This is a genomic window from Streptomyces durmitorensis, assembly GCF_023498005.1.
In the GTDB taxonomy this organism is placed as follows: domain Bacteria; phylum Actinomycetota; class Actinomycetes; order Streptomycetales; family Streptomycetaceae; genus Streptomyces; species Streptomyces durmitorensis.
Map to the genome: position 1 here is coordinate 1688676 of NZ_CP097289.1, position 16737 is coordinate 1705412.

The window sequence follows — 16737 nt, forward strand, 5'->3', positions numbered from 1 at the left end:
TGCGCGACCAGCCACGAGGCACCCGCAGTCGGCGACGGCAACAGCCCCTACGGCGCTCAGCCGGAGACCCGCTCCACGATCGTGGCGATACCCATGCCTCCGCCGACGCACAACGTGGCGAGCCCGTACCGCAGGTCACGCCGCTCCAGCTCGTCCACCAGCGTGCCCAGGATCATCGCCCCGGTCGCGCCCAAGGGATGCCCCAACGCAATCGCGCCGCCGTTGACGTTGACCTTGTCCAAGGACAGGCCCATGTCCTTGACGAAGCGCAGCACCACGGCCGCGAACGCTTCGTTGATCTCGACGAGGTCGATGTCGTCGATGGTCAGACCCGCCTTGGCGAGCGCCTTGCGCGCGGCAGGCGCGGGCCCGGTGAGCATGATGGTCGGCTCGGAGCCGGAGACCGCCGCGGAGACGATCCGGGCACGCGGCGCGAGGCCGTACCGCTCGCCGACCTCCTTGGTGCCGATGGCCACGAGCGCGGCGCCGTCCACGATGCCGGAGGAGTTGCCCGCGTGGTGGACGTGGTCGATCTTCTCGACCCAGTGGTACTTCTGGAGCGCCACCGCGTCGAAGCCGCCGAGGTCGCCGATGTCCTTGAAGGACGGCTTCAGCTTGGCGAGCGAGTCGGCGGTGGTGCCGGGGCGCATGTACTCGTCGTGGTCCAGGACGACCAGACCGCTGCGGTCCTTCACCGGCACGACGGACTTCTCGAAGCGGTTGTCCTTCCAGGCGGCCGCGGCGCGCTCCTGGGACAGGGCCGCGTACTCGTCGACGTCGCGCCGCGAGTAGCCCTCGACGGTGGCGATCAGGTCGGCGCCGATGCCCTGCGGCACGAAGCCCGTCTCGTAGTTGGTCATCGGGTCCGCGAACCAGGCGCCGCCGTCCGAGGCCATCGGGACGCGCGACATCGACTCGACGCCGCCCGCCAGGACCAGGTCCTCCCAGCCCGAACGCACCTTCATCGCAGCCATGTTGACCGCTTCGAGACCCGAGGCGCAGAAGCGGTTCTCCTGGACGCCCGCGACGGTGTCCGGAAGCCCTGCGGCGATGGCCGCGATGCGCGCGATGTCGGAGCCCTGGTCGCCGACGGGGCCCACGACGCCGAGGACGATGTCGTCGACGGCCGCCGGGTCCAGGTCGGGGAAGCGCGCCCGGATCTCGTGGATCAGGCCGACGACCAGGTCGATCGGCTTGGTGCCGTGCAGGGCGCCATTGGCCTTGCCGCGTCCGCGCGGGGTGCGGATCGCGTCGTATACGTACGCTTCGGTGGTCAAGACAGCAGCCTTTCGCAAAGAACTGTGAAGGGGAGGGTGGGGGCGGGCTCAGGCGAGCAGGGAGCGGCCGATGATCTCCTTCATGATCTCGGTCGTACCTCCGTAGATCGTCTGGATGCGGCCGTCGGTGAAGGCCTTGGCGACGCGGTACTCGGTCATGTAGCCGTAGCCTCCGTGCAGTTGCAGGCAGCGGTCGGCGACACGTTTTTGCAGCTCGGTCGCCCACCACTTGGCCATCGACGCGTGCACGGCGTCGAGTTCCCCGTTCGAGTGATCCACGATGCAGCGGTCGAGGAACGTACGGGTGACCGCGCACTCGGTCGCCATCTCGGCGATCTCGAAGCGGATGTGCTGGAGCTTGGAGAGCGGACGCCCGAAGGCCTCGCGCTCCTTGACGTACGTCGTGGTGATCTCCAGGAGGTGCTCGGCGGCGGCGATCCCCGCGACGGCGATGCCCATGCGCTCCTGCGCGAGGTTCGTCATCAGGTGGATGAAGGCGCCGTCGAGGTCGCCGAGGAGGTTCTCCTTGGGGACGCGTACGTCGTTGAAGAACAGCTCGGCGGTGTCCTGGGCCTTCTGGCCGATCTTGTCGAGGTTGCGGCCCCGCTCGAAGCCGTCCGTGCCGCGCTCGACGACCAGGAGGGACAGGCCCTTGGCGCCGCCCTCCGGGGATGTCTTGGCGACGACGACCACGAGGTCGGCCAGGATGCCGTTCGAGATGAACGTCTTGGAGCCGTTGAGCAGCCAGTGATCGCCCTGGTCCGTGGCGGTGGTGCGGATGCCCTGGAGGTCGGAGCCCGCGCCCGGCTCGGTCATCGCGATGGCCGTGATGGTCTCGCCGGAGCAGAAGCCGGGCAGCCAGCGCCGCTTCTGCTCCTCGGTGGCCAGGGAGGTCAGGTACGGGCCGATGATGTCGTTGTGCAGGCCGAGTGCGAGCCCGGAGGCTCCCGCGCGCGTGAACTCCTCGGCGAGGACGGCGCTGTAGCGGAAGTCGTCGTTCCCGCCGCCTCCGTACTCCTCGGGCACGGCGAGCCCGAGCAGCCCCTGCTTGCCCGCGGCGCGCCAGGCGTCACGGCTGACGATCCCGTCCTTCTCCCACTGTTCGTAGTGGGGCAGCACCTCCTTGGCCAGGAAGGTGCGGACGGTCTCGCGGAACGCCTCGTGTTCGGCGGTAAAGATCTGTCGCTTCACGTACGGCCTCCTGGAGCCCTAGAGCCAGCCCTTGACGGTTTCGATCGACTTGGCCGGCTCGGGGCCGACGGGAATGACGTTGAGCATGTCGACGCCCGCCTCGCGGAAGGCCTCGACGCGCTCGCGGACGTAGCTCTCCGGGCCGCACAGCGACATGAGCTCGCAGAACTCGGCCGGGACGGCGGCCTCGGCCTCCTTCTTCTTGCCCGAGAGATACAGCTCCTGGATGAGCTTGGCTTCCTTCTCGTAGCCGTACGCGACCGCGAGGTCGTTGTAGAAGTTCTTCCCCACCGCTCCCATGCCGCCTACGTAGAGGGCGATCTGGGGCCGGGCGAAATCCCGTACGGCCGCCGCGTCGTCACCGATGGCGAGCAGTCCGCCCGCGACCGTCTGCAACGGTCCGAGCGCCGGATCGCGCTTCTCCTTGCCCTCGGCGAGCGGAGCGCCCCACACCTGGTGGGCCTTCTCCGGGATGAACAGGGTGGGCAGCCAGCCGTCGGCGATCTCGGCGGTCATGCGGACGTTGGCCGGGCCCAGGGAGGCGACGTACAGCGGCACTTCGGAACGCACCGGCTTGGTGAGGATCTTCAGCGGCTTGCCCAGCTTGCCGCCCTTCTCCTCGGGCAGCGGCATGTCCGTGATGCCATGGTGGTCGATGACCTCGCGGCGCAGGATGCGGCGGGTCAGCTCGATCGCCTCGCGGGTGCGGGCCAGGGGCTTGTCGTACGGCTTTCCGTGCCAGCCCTCGACGACCTGCGGGCCCGATGCGCCGAGTCCGATGATCGCCCGGCCGCCGGAGATCGCGTCGAGTCCGGCGGCGGTCTGGGCGATGAGGGCGGGGGTGCGCGAGTAGACGTTGAGGATCGCGGCGCCGATCTTCATACGCTCGGTGCGCGCGGCCAGGTAGCCCATGATGGTGGGCGAGTCGAAGCCGTAGGCCTCCGCCACCCAGACGGCGTCCAGACCGGCGGACTCCAGGGCCGCCACGTCGTCGGCGGCCTGTCGCGGGTCGCCCGCGTAGGCGAGAGGTGCGGAGAGTTGCATCAGTCGTCTTCCTTCGTGGGGATGCTCATCAGGGCCGGTACGTCCCAGTCGCGGGCCACGTCCTCGGTGTCCGCGCCGGGCTGTGCGGGGCCGCTGCGGACGTCCGTCGGGGTCGCGGAGAAGCGGGGCGCGGGGGCGGGCTGGGTGATGCCGCCGTGGTCGACGAAGGTGCCGCGGGCGGCGAGATGCGGGTGGCCGGGGGCCTCGGACAGCGAGAGCACGGGCGCGACGCACGCGTCGGAGCCTTCGAAGACGGCCGTCCACTCCTCGCGCGTCCGCGCCTTGAAGCGGGCGGCGACCGCCTCGCGCAGCTCGCCCCAGCGGGCGAGGTCCTTGCGCTCGGGTGCCTGTCCTGTCAGGCCGAGCAGTTCGCTGAACTCGTCGTAGAACTGCTGCTCAAGGGCGCCGACGGCCATGTAACCGCCGTCGGCCGTTTCGTAGTTGCCGTAGAACGGGCAGCCGCCGTCCAGGAGGTTGGCGCCGCGCCGGTCCTGCCAGCCGCCGGCCGCGAGCATGCCGTGGATCATCGACGTGAGGTGGGCGGTGCCGTCGACGATCGCGGCGTCCACGACCTGGCCGCTGCCGTGCTCGCGCGCGTGGTGCAGGGCCGCGAGGATGCCGACGACGAGGTAGAGGGAGCCGCCCGCGTAGTCGCCGACGAGGTTGGCGGGGACGGTGGGCGGCTCGCCGGGGTTGCCGATCATGCCGAGGGTGCCGGTGATCGCGATGTACGCGATGTCGTGCCCGGCGCGCTGGGCGAGCGGGCCCTCCTGGCCCCAGCCGGTCATCCGTCCGTAGACGAGCCTCGGGTTGCGGGCGTGACAGTCCGCGGGCCCGACGCCGAGGCGCTCGGCGACGCCGGGGCGGTAGCCCTCGATGAGGACGTCGGCGCGGGCGACCAGGTCGAGGACGCGGTCCGCGCCGTCCGCCGCCTTGAGGTCGACGATCACGGAGCGTTTGTTGCGGTTGGTGACGTCGTACTCGGGATTGATCGCGAGACCGCCGCCGCCCGGTCGGTCGACGCGCACGACGTCGGCGCCGAGGTCGGCGAGGAGCATGGCCGCGAACGGGCCGGGCCCGATGCCCGCCAGCTCGACCACGCGCACCCCGGCGAGCGGTCCGCGAACGCCCTTGTCCGGCACTGCCATTGAGCCCCCAGCGCTATGACACAACTGATGTAACACCAGTGATGCTAAGAACGTGTTCCACTCAACACAAGACCCTAGCAAGCAAGCGCTTAGACAAATCCGGGGACAGGCGGTGCGGGGACCAGCCTGCGGTCATGGATTCCGTACTGGTCAGCGCGTGTCTACGCGGGGTGCCCTGCCGGTTCGACGGCCGCGACAACGAGTCACCCGAACACGACGTGCTCGACGGGACGGCCCGTGTCGTCGACGACACGGGACAGGATGTGACGGCCGCATTCGTGGTGGCGGGCGACGGAGTGACCGCAGCACTGTTCCAGCGGAACGGGATCAGCGCGCGGGCGGCGCCGGGGGTGTGAGGCCGGGCGGCTCCGTACGGATCACGAGGCGCGGGCGTCCAGTTCCGCGACGCGCTTCTTCGTGGCGATCGTGCGGTAGCTCTCCTCGACCCAGTCGCAGAGCAGATCGGCGGCCGGTGCGCCCTTCTCCTCCAGGGGGACGCGCACCCAGCCCGCCTTGCCCAGGCCGTACCCCGCGGGTTCCGCGCCCGGCGCCGTCAGGGCGTGGGCGTGCGCCGCCTCGTCGGTGAGCTTGACGGTGATGCCCAGGGGATAGCTGCCGTCGTCCATTCCGAGGAAGACGAACACCTTCTTGTTGACCTTGGCGACGCTCTCGCCCCACGGGAACTCCTCGGCGGCGCCCGGCATGCCGAGCGCGAAGTCGCGCACCCGTTCCCACGTCCGCAGGGCACTCTTCGAGACAGTCATGGGGTACCTCCTGGTAACAACGCCGACTCCTCACGCTAGCCTCGGCCACCGACATCGGCGCGGGGTGCACGGCAGAGAGGTGCCATGACCAGTCAGAACGGCAACGGCAACGGCAAGGAGCGTGCGGAGGACCGCACGTACGACATCGTCCTTTTCGGAGCGACCGGTTTCGTCGGTGTGCTCACCGCGGAGTACCTCGCCGCGCACGCGCCCGAAGGGCTGCGCTGGGCGATCGCGGGGCGCGACACCGGGAAGCTGGAGCGGCTGCGGGACAAGCTCGCGAAGGCCCATCCGGCCTGCGCGGAACTCCCCCTCGTCCGCGCGGACGTGGCGGACGTGGCGTCCCTGCGGGAGATGGCCGGCCACGCGCGCGTGGTGGCCACGACCGTGGGCCCCTATCTCGCGTACGGCCAGGATCTCGTCGCCGCGTGCGCGGACGCGGGCACGGACTACGTGGACCTCACCGGTGAGCCGGAGTTCGTCGACCTCGTGTACGTGCGGCACGACGCCCGCGCGCGGGAGACGGGCGCACGCCTCGTGCACTCCTGCGGCTTCGACTCCGTCCCGCACGACCTGGGCGCGTACTTCACGGTGCGACAGCTCCCCGAGGGCGTACCGCTGCGCGTCGACGGGTTCGTGCGCAGCAACGCGACCTTCTCCGGGGGCACGTTCGCCTCCGCGCTCGCCCAGTTCGCACGCGGCCCGCAGATGCTGTCCGCCGCGCGGGACCGGCGGCGGCACGAGCCGCGCCTGGTGGACCGCAAGGCGTACGCGCCGCCTAGCGCGCCCCGGTACGCGGGCGAGGTCGGCGCCTGGGCCCTGCCCCTGCCGACGATCGACCCGCAGGTGGTGCAGCGCTCGGCGCGGGCCCTTGAGCGCTACGGGCCCGATTTCCGCTACCGGCACTACGCGGCGGTCAAGACCCTGCCGTTCGCCCTCGGCGGCGCGGCGGCTGTCACCGGCCTGGTGGCCGCGGCCCAACTGCCGCCCGCACGGCGGTGGTTGTCGTCGCGCCTGAAGCCCGGCGAGGGCCCGAGCGAGCAGCGGCGTGCGGAGAGCTGGTTCTCCGTGCGGTTCGTCGGCGAGGGCGGCGGCAAGCGGGTGTTCACCGAGGTCTCGGGCGGTGACCCGGGGTACGACGAGACGGCGAAGATGCTGGCCGAGGCGGCGCTGTGCCTGGCCGTCGACGACGACCTGCCGGACGTGGCCGGGCAGCTGACCACCGCCGTGGCGATGGGCGACGCGCTCACCGCGCGGCTGACGGCGGCGGGGCTCAGGTTCCGGGTGGCGGCGACGCGGTAGCCGCCGCTGGGCCAGGTGCCGCGCCGGTCGCCTCGCGCAGGGCCGCGCGGCACAGGGCGTCCGCGCGGCGCGTCGACTCCGGAAGGCGGTAGCGCGGCGTCAGGCGGAGCGTGTGGGCGCAGGCGTTGTCCAGGCTCACGCGGTGCCCGACGGAGACGAAGACCGGCTTGACGTCCTCGCGGGTGCGCAGGGCCCGGCCGATCTCCTCCGCTCCGTCGAGCAGGGGGGCCGCGCTGCCCCGCGGTGCGCCGGGCGCCTCGTACGTGAACGTGAAGGGGTTCTTGGCCACGCCGATCGTGGGGAGTCCCGTGAGGACGCCGAGGTGGCTCGCGAGGCCGAACCGGCGGGGGTGCGCGATGCCGTAGCCGTCGCAGACGACGAGGCCCGGATCGGCTTCGAGCGCCCCCAGGGCGGCGAGGACGGTGGGGATCTCGCGGAAGGCGAGCAGGCCCGGCACGTACTGGAAGGCCACGCGGCCCACCGCGGTCGCCTCCTCGACGACGCCGAGTGTGGCGGCGTCCAGGACGACGACCGCGGCGGCGACGATGTCGCGCTCGTCGTCGTAGGCGACGTCGACCCCCGTGACGTGCCCCGTCCCCGGCCGCGGCCCCTCTTCGTCGAGCACGACCCGGGCGCGGAGTCCGTCCTGGACGGCGCGGGCGGACGGCTCGTCCGTGGGCCAGTCGGCGGGGACGTGGGAGGGGGTTGCGGTGTGCGTCGTCATCGTGCGGGCAAGCCTAGGCCTTGCGCCGTCCCGGCACGGAGTGCGCCCGCGAAAGCGGACAGGAGCGGACAGGCCGCTCCGGTGGGCGGTGGGCGGTGAGCGGCCCGGCCGCCGCGGACTCGCACTCGCACTCGCCCGGACCTCCGGCCCGGCTTCGTCTCCTCCGCGCGAACGCCCCGGCCCCGGGCCACGCCCGGCGACGCCCGGCGGTAGCCTCGCGATCATGTTCGTTCTCGAGTTGACCTACACCGCGCCCGTGTCCGCCGTCGACAAGGAGCTTGAGGCCCATGTGGCCTGGCTCGACCAGTTGTACGCGCAGGGCGTCTTCATCGCCTCCGGGCGCAAGAACCCGCGCGACGGCGGCGTGATCCTCGCCGTGGCCGACGACCGTGCGGCGATCGAGGAGATCGCGGCGAGCGATCCGTTCGTACGCGCGGAGGTCTGCGAGTACCGCATCACCGAGTTCATCGCCACGAAGACGGCCCCCGAACTCGCCCCTTACCGGCAGCAGCTGCCCTAGCCCGCCGACGGCGACGGGCCCTACTTCCCCTCCCAGCGCGCGATCCGGCCCTTCTCACCGGACGCCCAACAGGCCCGGTCCCGCGTGCAGTCCACGGTGTCGTACGACCCCGGGTCGACCGTCCGCCAGGTGCGCCCGCCGTCCGACGTGACGTCCGTGCCGGTCGGCCCGACCGCGAGCGCGCCCCGGCGGCTCCCGGGCAGCCAGGCCACCCCGGAGCGGTAGGCGGGCGGGGGTTCGGCGGCCGTGGTCCAGGTGCGGCCGCCGTCGCCCGTGGTGGCCGCGGCCTTCGGGGAGGGCTGGTCGGGGGTGTAGTCGCCGCCGACCGCGATGCCGTGCGTACGGTCACGGAAGGCGAGGCCGAAGACGCCGCGGGCCGGGGCGCCCGCCGGGATCGGCGCGTCGGTGGCCGTCCAGGTGCGGCCTCGGTCGGCGGAGTGCAGGACACGCGCGCGTGCCGCTCCGCCCGTGGCCAGCCACACGTCGCGGGGGCCGGAGCTCACCAGGCACTGGCCGCTCGCGGCGAAGCCCGCCTCGCCCTCCTGGGCGGCGGGCATGCCGTCGCTGGGCAGGACCTTCCAGGAGCGGCCGCCGTCGGCGGTGGACAGGATGCGGTACTTGCCGTCCACGGGGTCGCTCATCGCCAGGCCGTGGCTCCGGTCGAAGAAGGTCATGCAGTCGTAGAAGGCCTTGGGATCGGTGTTCCGGAAGGACTCCGTCCAGGTCGCCCCGCCGTCCGCCGTGCGAAAGACCCGTGACGCCTCGCCCTCACCGATGGCGAGGACCACAGCGCGACGGCCGTCGAAGGCCTCGATGTCACGGAACTCCAGCCCTTCGGCACCGGGCGGTGAGACCTCGCGCCACTTGCGCCCGCCGTCCGAGGTGCGCAGCACGGTGCCTTTCGCGCCGGCCACCCAGGCGGTGCTCCGGCTGACGGCGGCGAGACCGCGGAAGCGCGCGTCGGTGCCGCTGTCCTTGAGATCCCAGCCACCGCCGTGCCGCGACTGCCCCTCCGGGGCCGCTGAGGCCTCCTGGGCGAGCCCTGGCGCGGTGAGCGCCGTCGCGGCGAGAGCCACCCCGCACAGCCCCACCGACACCGCACGGCCCACGGACCGCGCCCCTCTCGTCTTCCCCAAGGACTTCATGGCGGGCGAAGTTACCACCGGAACGCAGGATTCCTTCCGGGAATTCTGTGAAGACGGTGAAGAGCGCGCGGTGACCGAGGTCACTCGGTGTTCGCGTGCACGGATTCCGTCATTCCGACGTCTATCCAAGTGCCGACCCGAGTCGTCCAGCTGTAGTGAGGGAGCAGGCGTTGTCCAACAGCATCGAGCAAGCCGTAGAGGCCCGCCTCGTCGCCGCCGCGCCGCGGATGCAGTCCATCCCCGCGACGCTGCACTACGACCGGGGCGATCCGTTCGCCGTCCGGATGAGTTTTCCCGCCCCCGCCACCCTGGAGGGCATCGAGGTCTACTGGACCTTCGCCCGCGAGCTGCTCGCCCAAGGCATGGAGCAGGCGGTGGGCGACGGCGACGTACGCGTCCGGCCGTACGGCTTCGACCGCACGGTCGTGGAGTTCCACGCGCCCGAGGGCACGGCGATCGTCCACATCCGCACCGGCGAACTGCGCCGCTTCCTGCACCGTTCCCTGACCCTGGTGCCCGTCGGCGACGAGCACCTGCACGTCGACCTGGACCAGGACCTCGCCGACCTGATGCGGGACGCCTGCTGAGCTGAGCCGAAGCCCGGTGCCGGGATCCGGCCGGGATCTGGTGCCGGGATCCGGTGATGGGGTCAGCCGCCCCCGCCCCCGCCGCCGGACGACGCCCTTGCCGCCTCCGCCGACGACACCGCCGAGGCCAGCGCCTTGCGCAGCCCCCGCATCAGCTCGGGCAGCTCGGGAGCCGGGGCCCCGCTGCGGTCGGTGAGCGCATCGAGCCGCTCCTTGTACTGCCTGCGTTCCTTGCCCGAGATGACGCCGCGCAGCTTGCCCGTCGCCGCGCACACCACCAGGGCCGCGTCGCCCGCGGGAACCTCGGACACCGGCACCGGACCGCGCAGGACCGCGAGCGCCTCGGCGTGCAGGACCTCGACGTATCCGGCACGCTCCAGCTCGTAGCGCCGGGAGGGGAAGATCCCGAGGACCCGGGTGCGCTCCGTCCGCAGATAGCCCTCGGAGACCAGCTGGTCGCGCACGCCGTCCTGCGTGGCGCGGGCCTTGTGCGTGATCCAGCCGCGCCATCTGCGGGGCCGTGACTCCTCGATGAGCTCCAGGACGCCGTCGAGCGACAGGTCGCCGGTGCGTGCGCCGAAGACCGGGGTGGCGATGCCGTCCACGTCCGAGAGGAGTCCGCGCTGGGCCAGCTCCGCGAGCGCGCAGGCCCGCACGGCGAAGTGCAGGTCGGGGGCGCCGGTGATCCTGTCCCGACCGGTGTCCCAGGCGAGCAGGAAGATCCGGGTCGGCAGTGAGAGCGAGCCATAAGGCATGGGGCCTCCTTGTTCGCGGTCACGATAAGTCGTTGACAGCGTTCAGGTCGCAACCTACGGTGTATAGCGGTTCTGTTGTCGCCGATAGGAGTAGGACGTTGCTCGTCTGAGGTCTGGAGTCACCGCGTCACACGGCTCGTCCGTGTGCGTAGCGTGCGACCTCGGCGTACGAGCCGTCTGCCTGACGCAGGGCCCATTTTTCTGCCCTCGCCTCCCTTGACGACGCTGCTCCCGTCCTCTTGTCGCACCCCGCGGTGTCCCGAAACGCGTTGCCCCTGACCGCGCTTCATCTCACGCAACCGCGAGGACCCCATGTCTACTTCCCCCACCTCCATCACCTGCGCGTCGCTCGGCTTCGACTGGCCGGACGGCACCCATGTCTTCGACGGGCTCCAGGTGGCCTTCGGTCCCGGCAGGACCGGGCTCATCGGCGTCAACGGATCAGGGAAGTCAACCCTGTTGAAGCTCGTCGCCGGTGAGCTCACGCCGAGCGAGGGCAGCGTCCGCGTCGCAGGGGACATCGGGTACCTGCCGCAGAACGTCACCCTCGACACGCGTCTGCGCGTCGACGAGGTCCTCGGTATCGCGCCGGCTCGCGCCGCCCTGCACGCCATCGAGGCGGGCGACGTGGCCGAGGAGCACTTCACGACGGTCGGCGACGACTGGGACGTCGAGGAGCGCGCCGTGGCGACCCTCGACCAGCTCGGCCTCGGCCACATCGGCCTCGACCGGACGACCGGGGAGGTCTCGGGCGGCGAGTCCGTGCTGCTGCGCCTCGCCGCGCTGCTCCTTCGCCGGCCCGACGTGCTCCTGCTCGACGAACCCACCAACAACCTCGACCTGTACGCCCGTCGGCGCCTGTACGCGGCCGTCGACGCCTGGTCCGGAGTCCTGGTCGTGGTCAGCCACGACCGTGAACTCCTCGACCTGGTCGACCAGATCGCCGATCTGCGGGACGGAGAGGTCACGTGGTACGGAGGCAACTTCACCGCGTACGAGGAGGCGCTGGCCGCCGAACAGGAGGCGGCGGAGCGCATGGTGCGCGTCGCCGAGTCCGATCTGAAGAAGCAGAAGCGCGAACTGTCCGATGCGCACGTCAAGTTGGCCCGGCGCAAGCGCTACGGCCAGAAGATGTGGGACACCAAGCGCGAGCCGAAGGTCGTCATGGGCGAGCGCAAGCGCCAGGCCCAGGTGTCCGCCGGCAAGCACCGCATCATGCACGAGGAGAAACTCAGCGAGGCGAAGGAGCGCCTCGACGACGCCGTAGAGGCGGTGCGGGACGACGACGAGATCCGCGTCGACCTGCCGTTCACCGCGGTCCCGCCGGGCCGCACCGTGCTCACCCTGCGCGAGCTCACGCTGCACTACGGCGCGCGCGTGCAGGGCGAGTTCGAGCTGCGCGGGCCCGAGCGGGTCGCGCTGGTCGGCCGCAACGGCGCGGGCAAGACCACGCTCCTGCGGACGATCGCCGGAGAGCTGGCGGCCGTGGAGGGAGAGGCGCTCGCACACGTCCCGCTGCGTTTCCTGCCACAGCGCCTCGACGTGCTCGACGAGGCGCTGACCGTCGCCGAGAACGTGGCGCGCTTCGCGCCCGACGCCACCAACAACCGGATCCGGGCCCGCCTGGCCCGCTTCCTGTTCAAGGGGGCACGGGCCGACCAGCCCGCGGCGACCCTGTCGGGCGGCGAACGGTTCCGGGCGGCGCTGGCCGCGCTGCTGCTCGCGGAGCCCGCGCCGCAGCTCCTGATGCTCGACGAGCCGACGAACAACCTCGACATGGCGAGCGTGAAACAGCTGGCCACGGCCCTGGAGTCGTACGAGGGAGCGCTGATCGTGGCCAGTCACGACGTGCCGTTCCTGGAGTCGATCGGCATCACACGCTGGCTGCTTCTCGATGGAGAAATGAAAGAAATCACGACAGAAGCTGTCGGGTATTTTGGCTAGCTTCGGGTGTATGCACCAATACATCACGATCACCGGAGCCCGTGAGAACAACCTCAAGGAGGTGAACCTGCGCATTCCGAAGGACCGGCTCACGGTCTTCACCGGCGTCTCGGGGTCGGGGAAGTCGTCGGTCGTGTTCGACACGATCGCGGTCGAGTCGCAGCGCCAGCTGAACGAGACCTTCACGTGGTTCGTCCGCAACCGGCTGCCGAAGTACGAGCGGCCGCACGCGGACACCATCGAGGAGCTCTCGCCCGCGATCGTCGTCGACCAGCGGCCGATCGGCGGCCACTCCCGGTCCACGGTGGGCACGATGACGGACATCTACTCGGTGATGCGCGTGCTGTTCTCGCGGCACGGCACACCGAGTGCCGGTCCCGCGACCGCGTACTCGTTCAACGACCCGTCGGGCATGTGCCCCCGGTGCCACGGCCTGGGCAAGACGGTACGGCCCGACTACGACCGCATCCTGGACCCCGCCAAGTCCCTGGCGGACGGCGCGATCCTCTTCCCGCCGTTCGCCGTGGGGACCTGGCAGGGCCAGACGTACACCAACACGCCCGACCTGGACACGCACAAGCCGGTGGGGCAATTCACCGAGGAGGAACGGGAGTTCCTCATGCGCGGCGGGAAGAGCGGCGGCAAGGTCAACGTCGACAACACCGGCGGCGCGCGGGACATCGACTACGAAGGGCTCGCCGACCGCTTCGAGCGGCTCTACCTCAACCGCGACCTCTCCGCGCTCTCCCAGAAGACGCGCGACCTGGTGCAGCGCTTCCTCGTCGAGGGCGAGTGCGACGCCTGCGACGGGGCGCGGCTCAACGAGGCGGCGCTCGCCACCCGTATCGACGGGCTGAACATCGCCGACTGCTCGCGCATGGAGGTCACCGACCTCATCGCCGCCCTGGAGCGGATCGACGACCCGGTGGCGGGCCCGATCGCGGCGGCTGCCGTGGCCGCCCTGGAGCGGATCGAGGCGATCGGACTCGGCTACCTCAGCCTCGGCCGCGAGACGTCCACGCTCTCCGGCGGCGAGGGCCAGCGCCTGAAGACGGTGCGGCACCTCGGCTCCAGCCTGACCGGCATGACGTACATCTTCGACGAGCCGAGCGTCGGCCTGCACCCGCGCGACGTGAGCCGGCTCAACGACCTGCTGCTGCGCCTGCGCGACAAGGGCAACACCGTCCTGGTCGTCGAGCACGACCCGGACGTGATCGCCGTCGCGGACCATGTCGTCGACATGGGTCCGACGGCGGGCACGGGCGGCGGTCTGGTCGTCTTCGAGGGGACACCGGACGAGCTGCGCCGCGCGGACACGCTCACGGGCCGGCACCTGCGCCGCTCCACCGGCGTCAAGGAGAGCCCGCGTGAGGCCATCGGCGGGCGCTGGGTCAAGGGCGCCGATCTGCACAACCTCAAGGACGTGAGCGTGCGCGTGCCGACCGGGGTGCTCACCGCCGTGACGGGCGTCGCGGGCTCGGGCAAGAGCACGCTGGTGTCGGGGGCGTTCGTCGCCGAGCATCCGAACGCCGTGGTCGTCGACCAGTCGGGCATCGGCGTCTCGGGCCGTTCGACCCCGGCGACGTACCTCGGGATCATGGACTCGCTGCGCAAGCTCTTCGCGCGGGAGACCGGCCAGGACGCGGGCCTGTTCAGCTTCAACTCCAGTGGCGCGTGCGAGAGTTGCCAGGGCCGCGGGATCATCTACAGCGACCTGGCGTTCATGGATCCGGTGACCACGACCTGCGAGGCGTGCGAGGGGCGCCGCTTCAAGGAGGAGGTGCTCCGGCTCACCGTCGGCTCCAGCTCCATCGCCGACGTGCTCGACATGACGGCCGAGCGCGCCCTGGACTTCCTGGCCACCGTCGACGACACGGCGGTACGCCGCAGGCTGCGGGCCCTGCACGACGTGGGGCTCACCTACCTGACGCTCGGGCAGCCGCTGAGCACCCTGTCGGGCGGCGAGCGCCAGCGCATCAAGCTCGCCACGCAGCTGCACCGGACGGGCACCACGTACGTCCTGGACGAGCCGACGACCGGCCTGCACATGGCGGACGTGGACGGCCTGCTCGCCCTCCTGGACCGGCTCGTCGACGCGGGGAACACCGTGATCGTCGTCGAGCACAACCTGGAGGTCGTCAAGCACGCGGACTGGGTGATCGACCTCGGCCCCGACGGCGGCAAGCACGGCGGCCGGATCGTCTTCGAGGGCACGCCGGGGCAGCTGCTCGACGCGGACGGCTCGTTCACCGCCGCTCATCTGCGACGAGACCTGGGCCTGGACCCCTCCCACGCTGCATGATGTGCGGCAACACCCCGGCCCGGCGCCCGCCGGGCGGGGGCGCCCCCGCCGCTCCACCCCTACGGAGAGCATCCCGTGCCCAGCAAGAAAGCGCTGATCCGCCGTCCAGGACCGCGCCTCGCCGAAGGCCTGGTCACGCACGTCGAGCGGACCCCGGTCGACGCGGGGCTCGCTCTTGAGCAGTGGGAGGCGTACGCCGACGCGCTGCGGGCGCACGGCTGGGAGACGGTCGAGGTGGAACCCGCCGACGACTGCCCGGACGCGGTCTTCGTCGAGGACGCGGTCGTCGTCTTCCGCAATGTGGCACTGATCGCCCGTCCCGGCGCCGAGTCCCGGCGGCCGGAGACGGAGGGCGTGGAGGAGGCGGTGGCGCGGCTCGGCGCCTCCGTGAACTGGGTGTGGGAGCCGGGGACGCTGGACGGCGGCGACATCCTCAAGGTCGGTGACACGATCTACGTGGGCCGGGGCGGGCGAACGAACGCCGCCGGGGTACGACAGCTGCGGGCCGCCTTCGAACCGCTCGGGGCGCGGGTCGTGGCCGTACCCGTGGCCAAGGTCCTGCATCTGAAGTCGGCGGTGACGGCGCTGCCGGACGGCACGGTCATCGGCTACCCGCCGCTGGTGGACACGCCCTCGCTCTTCCCGCGCTTCCTGCCGGTGCCCGAGGAGTCCGGGGCCCACGTGGTGCTGCTCGGCGGCGCGAAGCTGCTGATGGCGGCGAGCGCGCCGAAGAGCGCGGAGCTGCTCGCGGACCTCGGTTTCGACCCCGTGATGGTGGACATCAGCGAGTTCGAGAAGCTCGAAGGCTGTGTGACATGCCTCTCAGTGCGGCTGAGGGAGCTGTACGCGTGACCAGTCCTGGAGCGGGTGGGGCGCGAGGGGCACATGAGCCCCGCCGCCGCAAGCACTTTACGGAGGGCTTAACCTACGGCAACGTAACCTACGACACCGTAGGTAGGTAGCACCCGCTCGTGCTACCACGTAACCCCTACGCACGTAGTCCGTAAAAAAACTCCCGTCCCCCTGGAGCCCCCGTGACGATCACCTCTCCTCATCTCGGCAGCACGGACGACTGGACCGATGCCCGGTTGCTGTTCGCCCTGGAAGAAGTGGTCGAGAAGGAGCTCAACCGCCATCTGAAGGTGGCCAAGGACTGGATGCCGCACGAGTACGTCCCGTTCTCCGACGCCCGGAACTTCCCCGGCTACTTCGAGGACGGCGAGGCCTGGCAGCCCGAGCAGTCCAAGGTCACCGACATCGGCAAGATCGCCCTTGTCGTCAACCTGCTGACCGAGGACAACCTCCCCAGCTACCACCACGAGATCGCGTCCCTCTTCGGCCGCGACGGCGCCTGGGGCACCTGGGTGCACCGCTGGACCGCCGAGGAGGGCCGCCACGGCATCGTGATGCGCGACTACCTCCTGGCCTCGCGCGCCGTGGACCCGGACAAGCTCGAGCAGTTCCGCATGGCGCACATGGCCGAGGGCTTCGAGTCGGACAACCGGCACTCGATGCTGCACTCGGTCGCGTACGTGGCCTTCCAGGAGCTCGCGACCCGCGTCTCGCACCGCAACACCGGCCACCAGTCGGGCGACCCCGTCTGCGACCGCATGCTGGCGCGCATCGCGACCGACGAGAACCTGCACATGGTCTTCTACCGCAACCTCCTGGGCGCGGCCTTCGAACTCGCCCCGGACCTCACGATGCAGTCCGTGCGCGATGTCGTCGTCAACTTCCGGATGCCCGGACACGGCATGCCCGGCTTCGAGCGGGCCGCCGCGCAGATGGCGATCGGCGAGATCTACAACATGCGCATCCACCACGACGACGTGATCCAGCCCGTCCTTCGCTACCTCAAGGTCATGGAGATCGGTGGGCTCGGCCCCGAGGGTCTGAAGGCCCAGGAAGAGCTCGGTCTGTACATGAACGGACTCGACAGCGAGGCCAGCAAGTTCGACGAGAAGCTGGCCGCTCGCAAGGCGCGGATGGCGGCTCGGGGCAAGTAGCCCCTCCGAGGTAGTCGGGCGGGTGGGA

General features: G+C 71.0%; 16 protein-coding genes. 8 read left to right on the top strand and 8 right to left on the bottom strand.

Annotation, left to right across the window (positions count from 1 at the left end):
• Positions 1 to 56 precede the first annotated feature (56 nt).
• The 4 genes from M4V62_RS07815 to M4V62_RS07830 are packed head-to-tail and all read right to left on the bottom strand — an operon-like array spanning position 57 to position 4660.
• Positions 57 to 1277 carry an acetyl-CoA C-acetyltransferase gene (locus M4V62_RS07815; RefSeq protein WP_249586498.1) on the bottom strand — a complete coding sequence of 407 codons (1221 nt, stop codon included), beginning with the start codon at positions 1275 to 1277 and terminating at the stop codon, positions 57 to 59.
• 48 nt (positions 1278 to 1325) lie between these two features.
• The gene (locus M4V62_RS07820; RefSeq protein WP_249586499.1) at positions 1326 to 2468 is read right to left on the bottom strand and encodes an acyl-CoA dehydrogenase family protein; all 1143 of its coding nucleotides are present in this window, start codon (positions 2466 to 2468) and stop codon (positions 1326 to 1328) included.
• 18 nt (positions 2469 to 2486) lie between these two features.
• Positions 2487 to 3512, bottom strand: a complete 1026-nt coding sequence (locus tag M4V62_RS07825) for an LLM class F420-dependent oxidoreductase (RefSeq protein ID WP_249586500.1) — start codon at positions 3510 to 3512, stop codon at positions 2487 to 2489.
• Positions 3512 to 4660 carry a CaiB/BaiF CoA transferase family protein gene (locus M4V62_RS07830; RefSeq protein ID WP_249586501.1) on the bottom strand — a complete coding sequence of 383 codons (1149 nt, stop codon included), beginning with the start codon at positions 4658 to 4660 and terminating at the stop codon, positions 3512 to 3514. Before M4V62_RS07830 ends, M4V62_RS07825 begins: the two co-directional genes overlap by 1 nt.
• Before the next feature lie 134 nt (positions 4661 to 4794).
• Here M4V62_RS07830 and M4V62_RS07835 point away from each other — a divergent pair, with 134 nt between their 5' ends.
• Positions 4795 to 5016: a 2-thiouracil desulfurase family protein gene (locus M4V62_RS07835; RefSeq protein ID WP_249586502.1), complete on the top strand. Its 222-nt coding sequence runs from the start codon at positions 4795 to 4797 to the stop codon at positions 5014 to 5016.
• A gap of 21 nt (positions 5017 to 5037) precedes the next feature.
• On the opposite strand, the gene M4V62_RS07840 is transcribed toward M4V62_RS07835, so the two are convergent.
• Positions 5038 to 5424 carry an MmcQ/YjbR family DNA-binding protein gene (locus M4V62_RS07840; protein WP_249586503.1) on the bottom strand — a complete coding sequence of 129 codons (387 nt, stop codon included), beginning with the start codon at positions 5422 to 5424 and terminating at the stop codon, positions 5038 to 5040.
• An 84-nt stretch (positions 5425 to 5508) separates the two neighbouring features.
• Here M4V62_RS07840 and M4V62_RS07845 point away from each other — a divergent pair, with 84 nt between their 5' ends.
• Positions 5509 to 6726: a saccharopine dehydrogenase family protein gene (locus tag M4V62_RS07845; RefSeq protein WP_249586504.1), complete on the top strand. Its 1218-nt coding sequence runs from the start codon at positions 5509 to 5511 to the stop codon at positions 6724 to 6726.
• On the opposite strand, the gene M4V62_RS07850 is transcribed toward M4V62_RS07845, so the two are convergent.
• Entirely contained in the window at positions 6698 to 7450 is a 753-nt protein-coding gene (locus M4V62_RS07850) for an endonuclease V (protein ID WP_249586505.1), read from the bottom strand. The genes M4V62_RS07845 and M4V62_RS07850 overlap by 29 nt on opposite strands.
• Positions 7451 to 7673: 223 nt before the next feature.
• Here M4V62_RS07850 and M4V62_RS07855 point away from each other — a divergent pair, with 223 nt between their 5' ends.
• Positions 7674 to 7970 carry a YciI family protein gene (locus M4V62_RS07855; protein ID WP_249586506.1) on the top strand — a complete coding sequence of 99 codons (297 nt, stop codon included), beginning with the start codon at positions 7674 to 7676 and terminating at the stop codon, positions 7968 to 7970.
• A 20-nt stretch (positions 7971 to 7990) separates the two neighbouring features.
• Here M4V62_RS07855 and M4V62_RS07860 read toward each other — a convergent pair whose 3' ends face one another.
• On the bottom strand, positions 7991 to 9115 hold the full coding sequence (locus M4V62_RS07860; RefSeq protein WP_249586507.1) for a WD40/YVTN/BNR-like repeat-containing protein: 1125 nt from the start codon (positions 9113 to 9115) through the stop codon (positions 7991 to 7993).
• Positions 9116 to 9285: 170 nt separating this feature from the next.
• Between M4V62_RS07860 and ssgD the strand changes: the two genes are divergently transcribed.
• Positions 9286 to 9702, top strand: coding sequence for a spore wall synthesis regulator SsgD (ssgD, locus tag M4V62_RS07865; protein WP_249586508.1), 417 nt, complete (start codon positions 9286 to 9288; stop codon positions 9700 to 9702).
• Positions 9703 to 9764: 62 nt separating this feature from the next.
• Here ssgD and M4V62_RS07870 read toward each other — a convergent pair whose 3' ends face one another.
• The gene (locus tag M4V62_RS07870) at positions 9765 to 10457 is read right to left on the bottom strand and encodes a GOLPH3/VPS74 family protein (RefSeq protein WP_249586509.1); all 693 of its coding nucleotides are present in this window, start codon (positions 10455 to 10457) and stop codon (positions 9765 to 9767) included.
• A 312-nt stretch (positions 10458 to 10769) separates the two neighbouring features.
• Here M4V62_RS07870 and M4V62_RS07875 point away from each other — a divergent pair, with 312 nt between their 5' ends.
• The 4 genes from M4V62_RS07875 to M4V62_RS07890 all read left to right on the top strand — a co-directional run bounded on the left by M4V62_RS07875 (position 10770) and on the right by M4V62_RS07890 (position 16709).
• A complete protein-coding gene (locus M4V62_RS07875; protein ID WP_249586510.1) occupies positions 10770 to 12401 on the top strand; it encodes an ABC-F family ATP-binding cassette domain-containing protein in 1632 nt (543 codons plus the stop codon).
• A 10-nt stretch (positions 12402 to 12411) separates the two neighbouring features.
• Positions 12412 to 14703, top strand: a complete 2292-nt coding sequence (locus M4V62_RS07880; protein ID WP_249586511.1) for an ATP-binding cassette domain-containing protein — start codon at positions 12412 to 12414, stop codon at positions 14701 to 14703.
• 75 nt (positions 14704 to 14778) lie between these two features.
• Entirely contained in the window at positions 14779 to 15555 is a 777-nt protein-coding gene (ddaH, locus tag M4V62_RS07885) for a dimethylargininase (RefSeq protein ID WP_249586512.1), read from the top strand.
• Positions 15556 to 15737: 182 nt separating this feature from the next.
• Positions 15738 to 16709 (top strand): acyl-ACP desaturase, encoded by a 972-nt coding sequence (locus M4V62_RS07890; protein ID WP_249586513.1) that lies wholly within the window; start codon positions 15738 to 15740, stop codon positions 16707 to 16709.
• The last annotated feature ends 28 nt before the right edge of the window (positions 16710 to 16737 follow it).

Bases quoted from the DNA above. Each gene is read 5' to 3' on its own strand.
- M4V62_RS07860 (WP_249586507.1), bottom strand. From the start codon at position 9,115: ATGAAGTCCTTGGGGAAGACGAGAGGGGCGCGGTCCGTGGGCCGTGCG.
- M4V62_RS07840 (WP_249586503.1), bottom strand. From the start codon at position 5,424: ATGACTGTCTCGAAGAGTGCCCTGCGGACGTGGGAACGGGTGCGCGAC.
- M4V62_RS07855 (WP_249586506.1), top strand. From the start codon at position 7,674: ATGTTCGTTCTCGAGTTGACCTACACCGCGCCCGTGTCCGCCGTCGAC.
- M4V62_RS07825 (WP_249586500.1), bottom strand. From the start codon at position 3,512: ATGCAACTCTCCGCACCTCTCGCCTACGCGGGCGACCCGCGACAGGCC.
- M4V62_RS07870 (WP_249586509.1), bottom strand. From the start codon at position 10,457: ATGCCTTATGGCTCGCTCTCACTGCCGACCCGGATCTTCCTGCTCGCC.
- M4V62_RS07880 (WP_249586511.1), top strand. From the start codon at position 12,412: ATGCACCAATACATCACGATCACCGGAGCCCGTGAGAACAACCTCAAG.
- M4V62_RS07830 (WP_249586501.1), bottom strand. From the start codon at position 4,660: ATGGCAGTGCCGGACAAGGGCGTTCGCGGACCGCTCGCCGGGGTGCGC.
- M4V62_RS07875 (WP_249586510.1), top strand. From the start codon at position 10,770: ATGTCTACTTCCCCCACCTCCATCACCTGCGCGTCGCTCGGCTTCGAC.
- M4V62_RS07845 (WP_249586504.1), top strand. From the start codon at position 5,509: ATGACCAGTCAGAACGGCAACGGCAACGGCAAGGAGCGTGCGGAGGAC.
- M4V62_RS07835 (WP_249586502.1), top strand. From the start codon at position 4,795: ATGGATTCCGTACTGGTCAGCGCGTGTCTACGCGGGGTGCCCTGCCGG.
- M4V62_RS07850 (WP_249586505.1), bottom strand. From the start codon at position 7,450: ATGACGACGCACACCGCAACCCCCTCCCACGTCCCCGCCGACTGGCCC.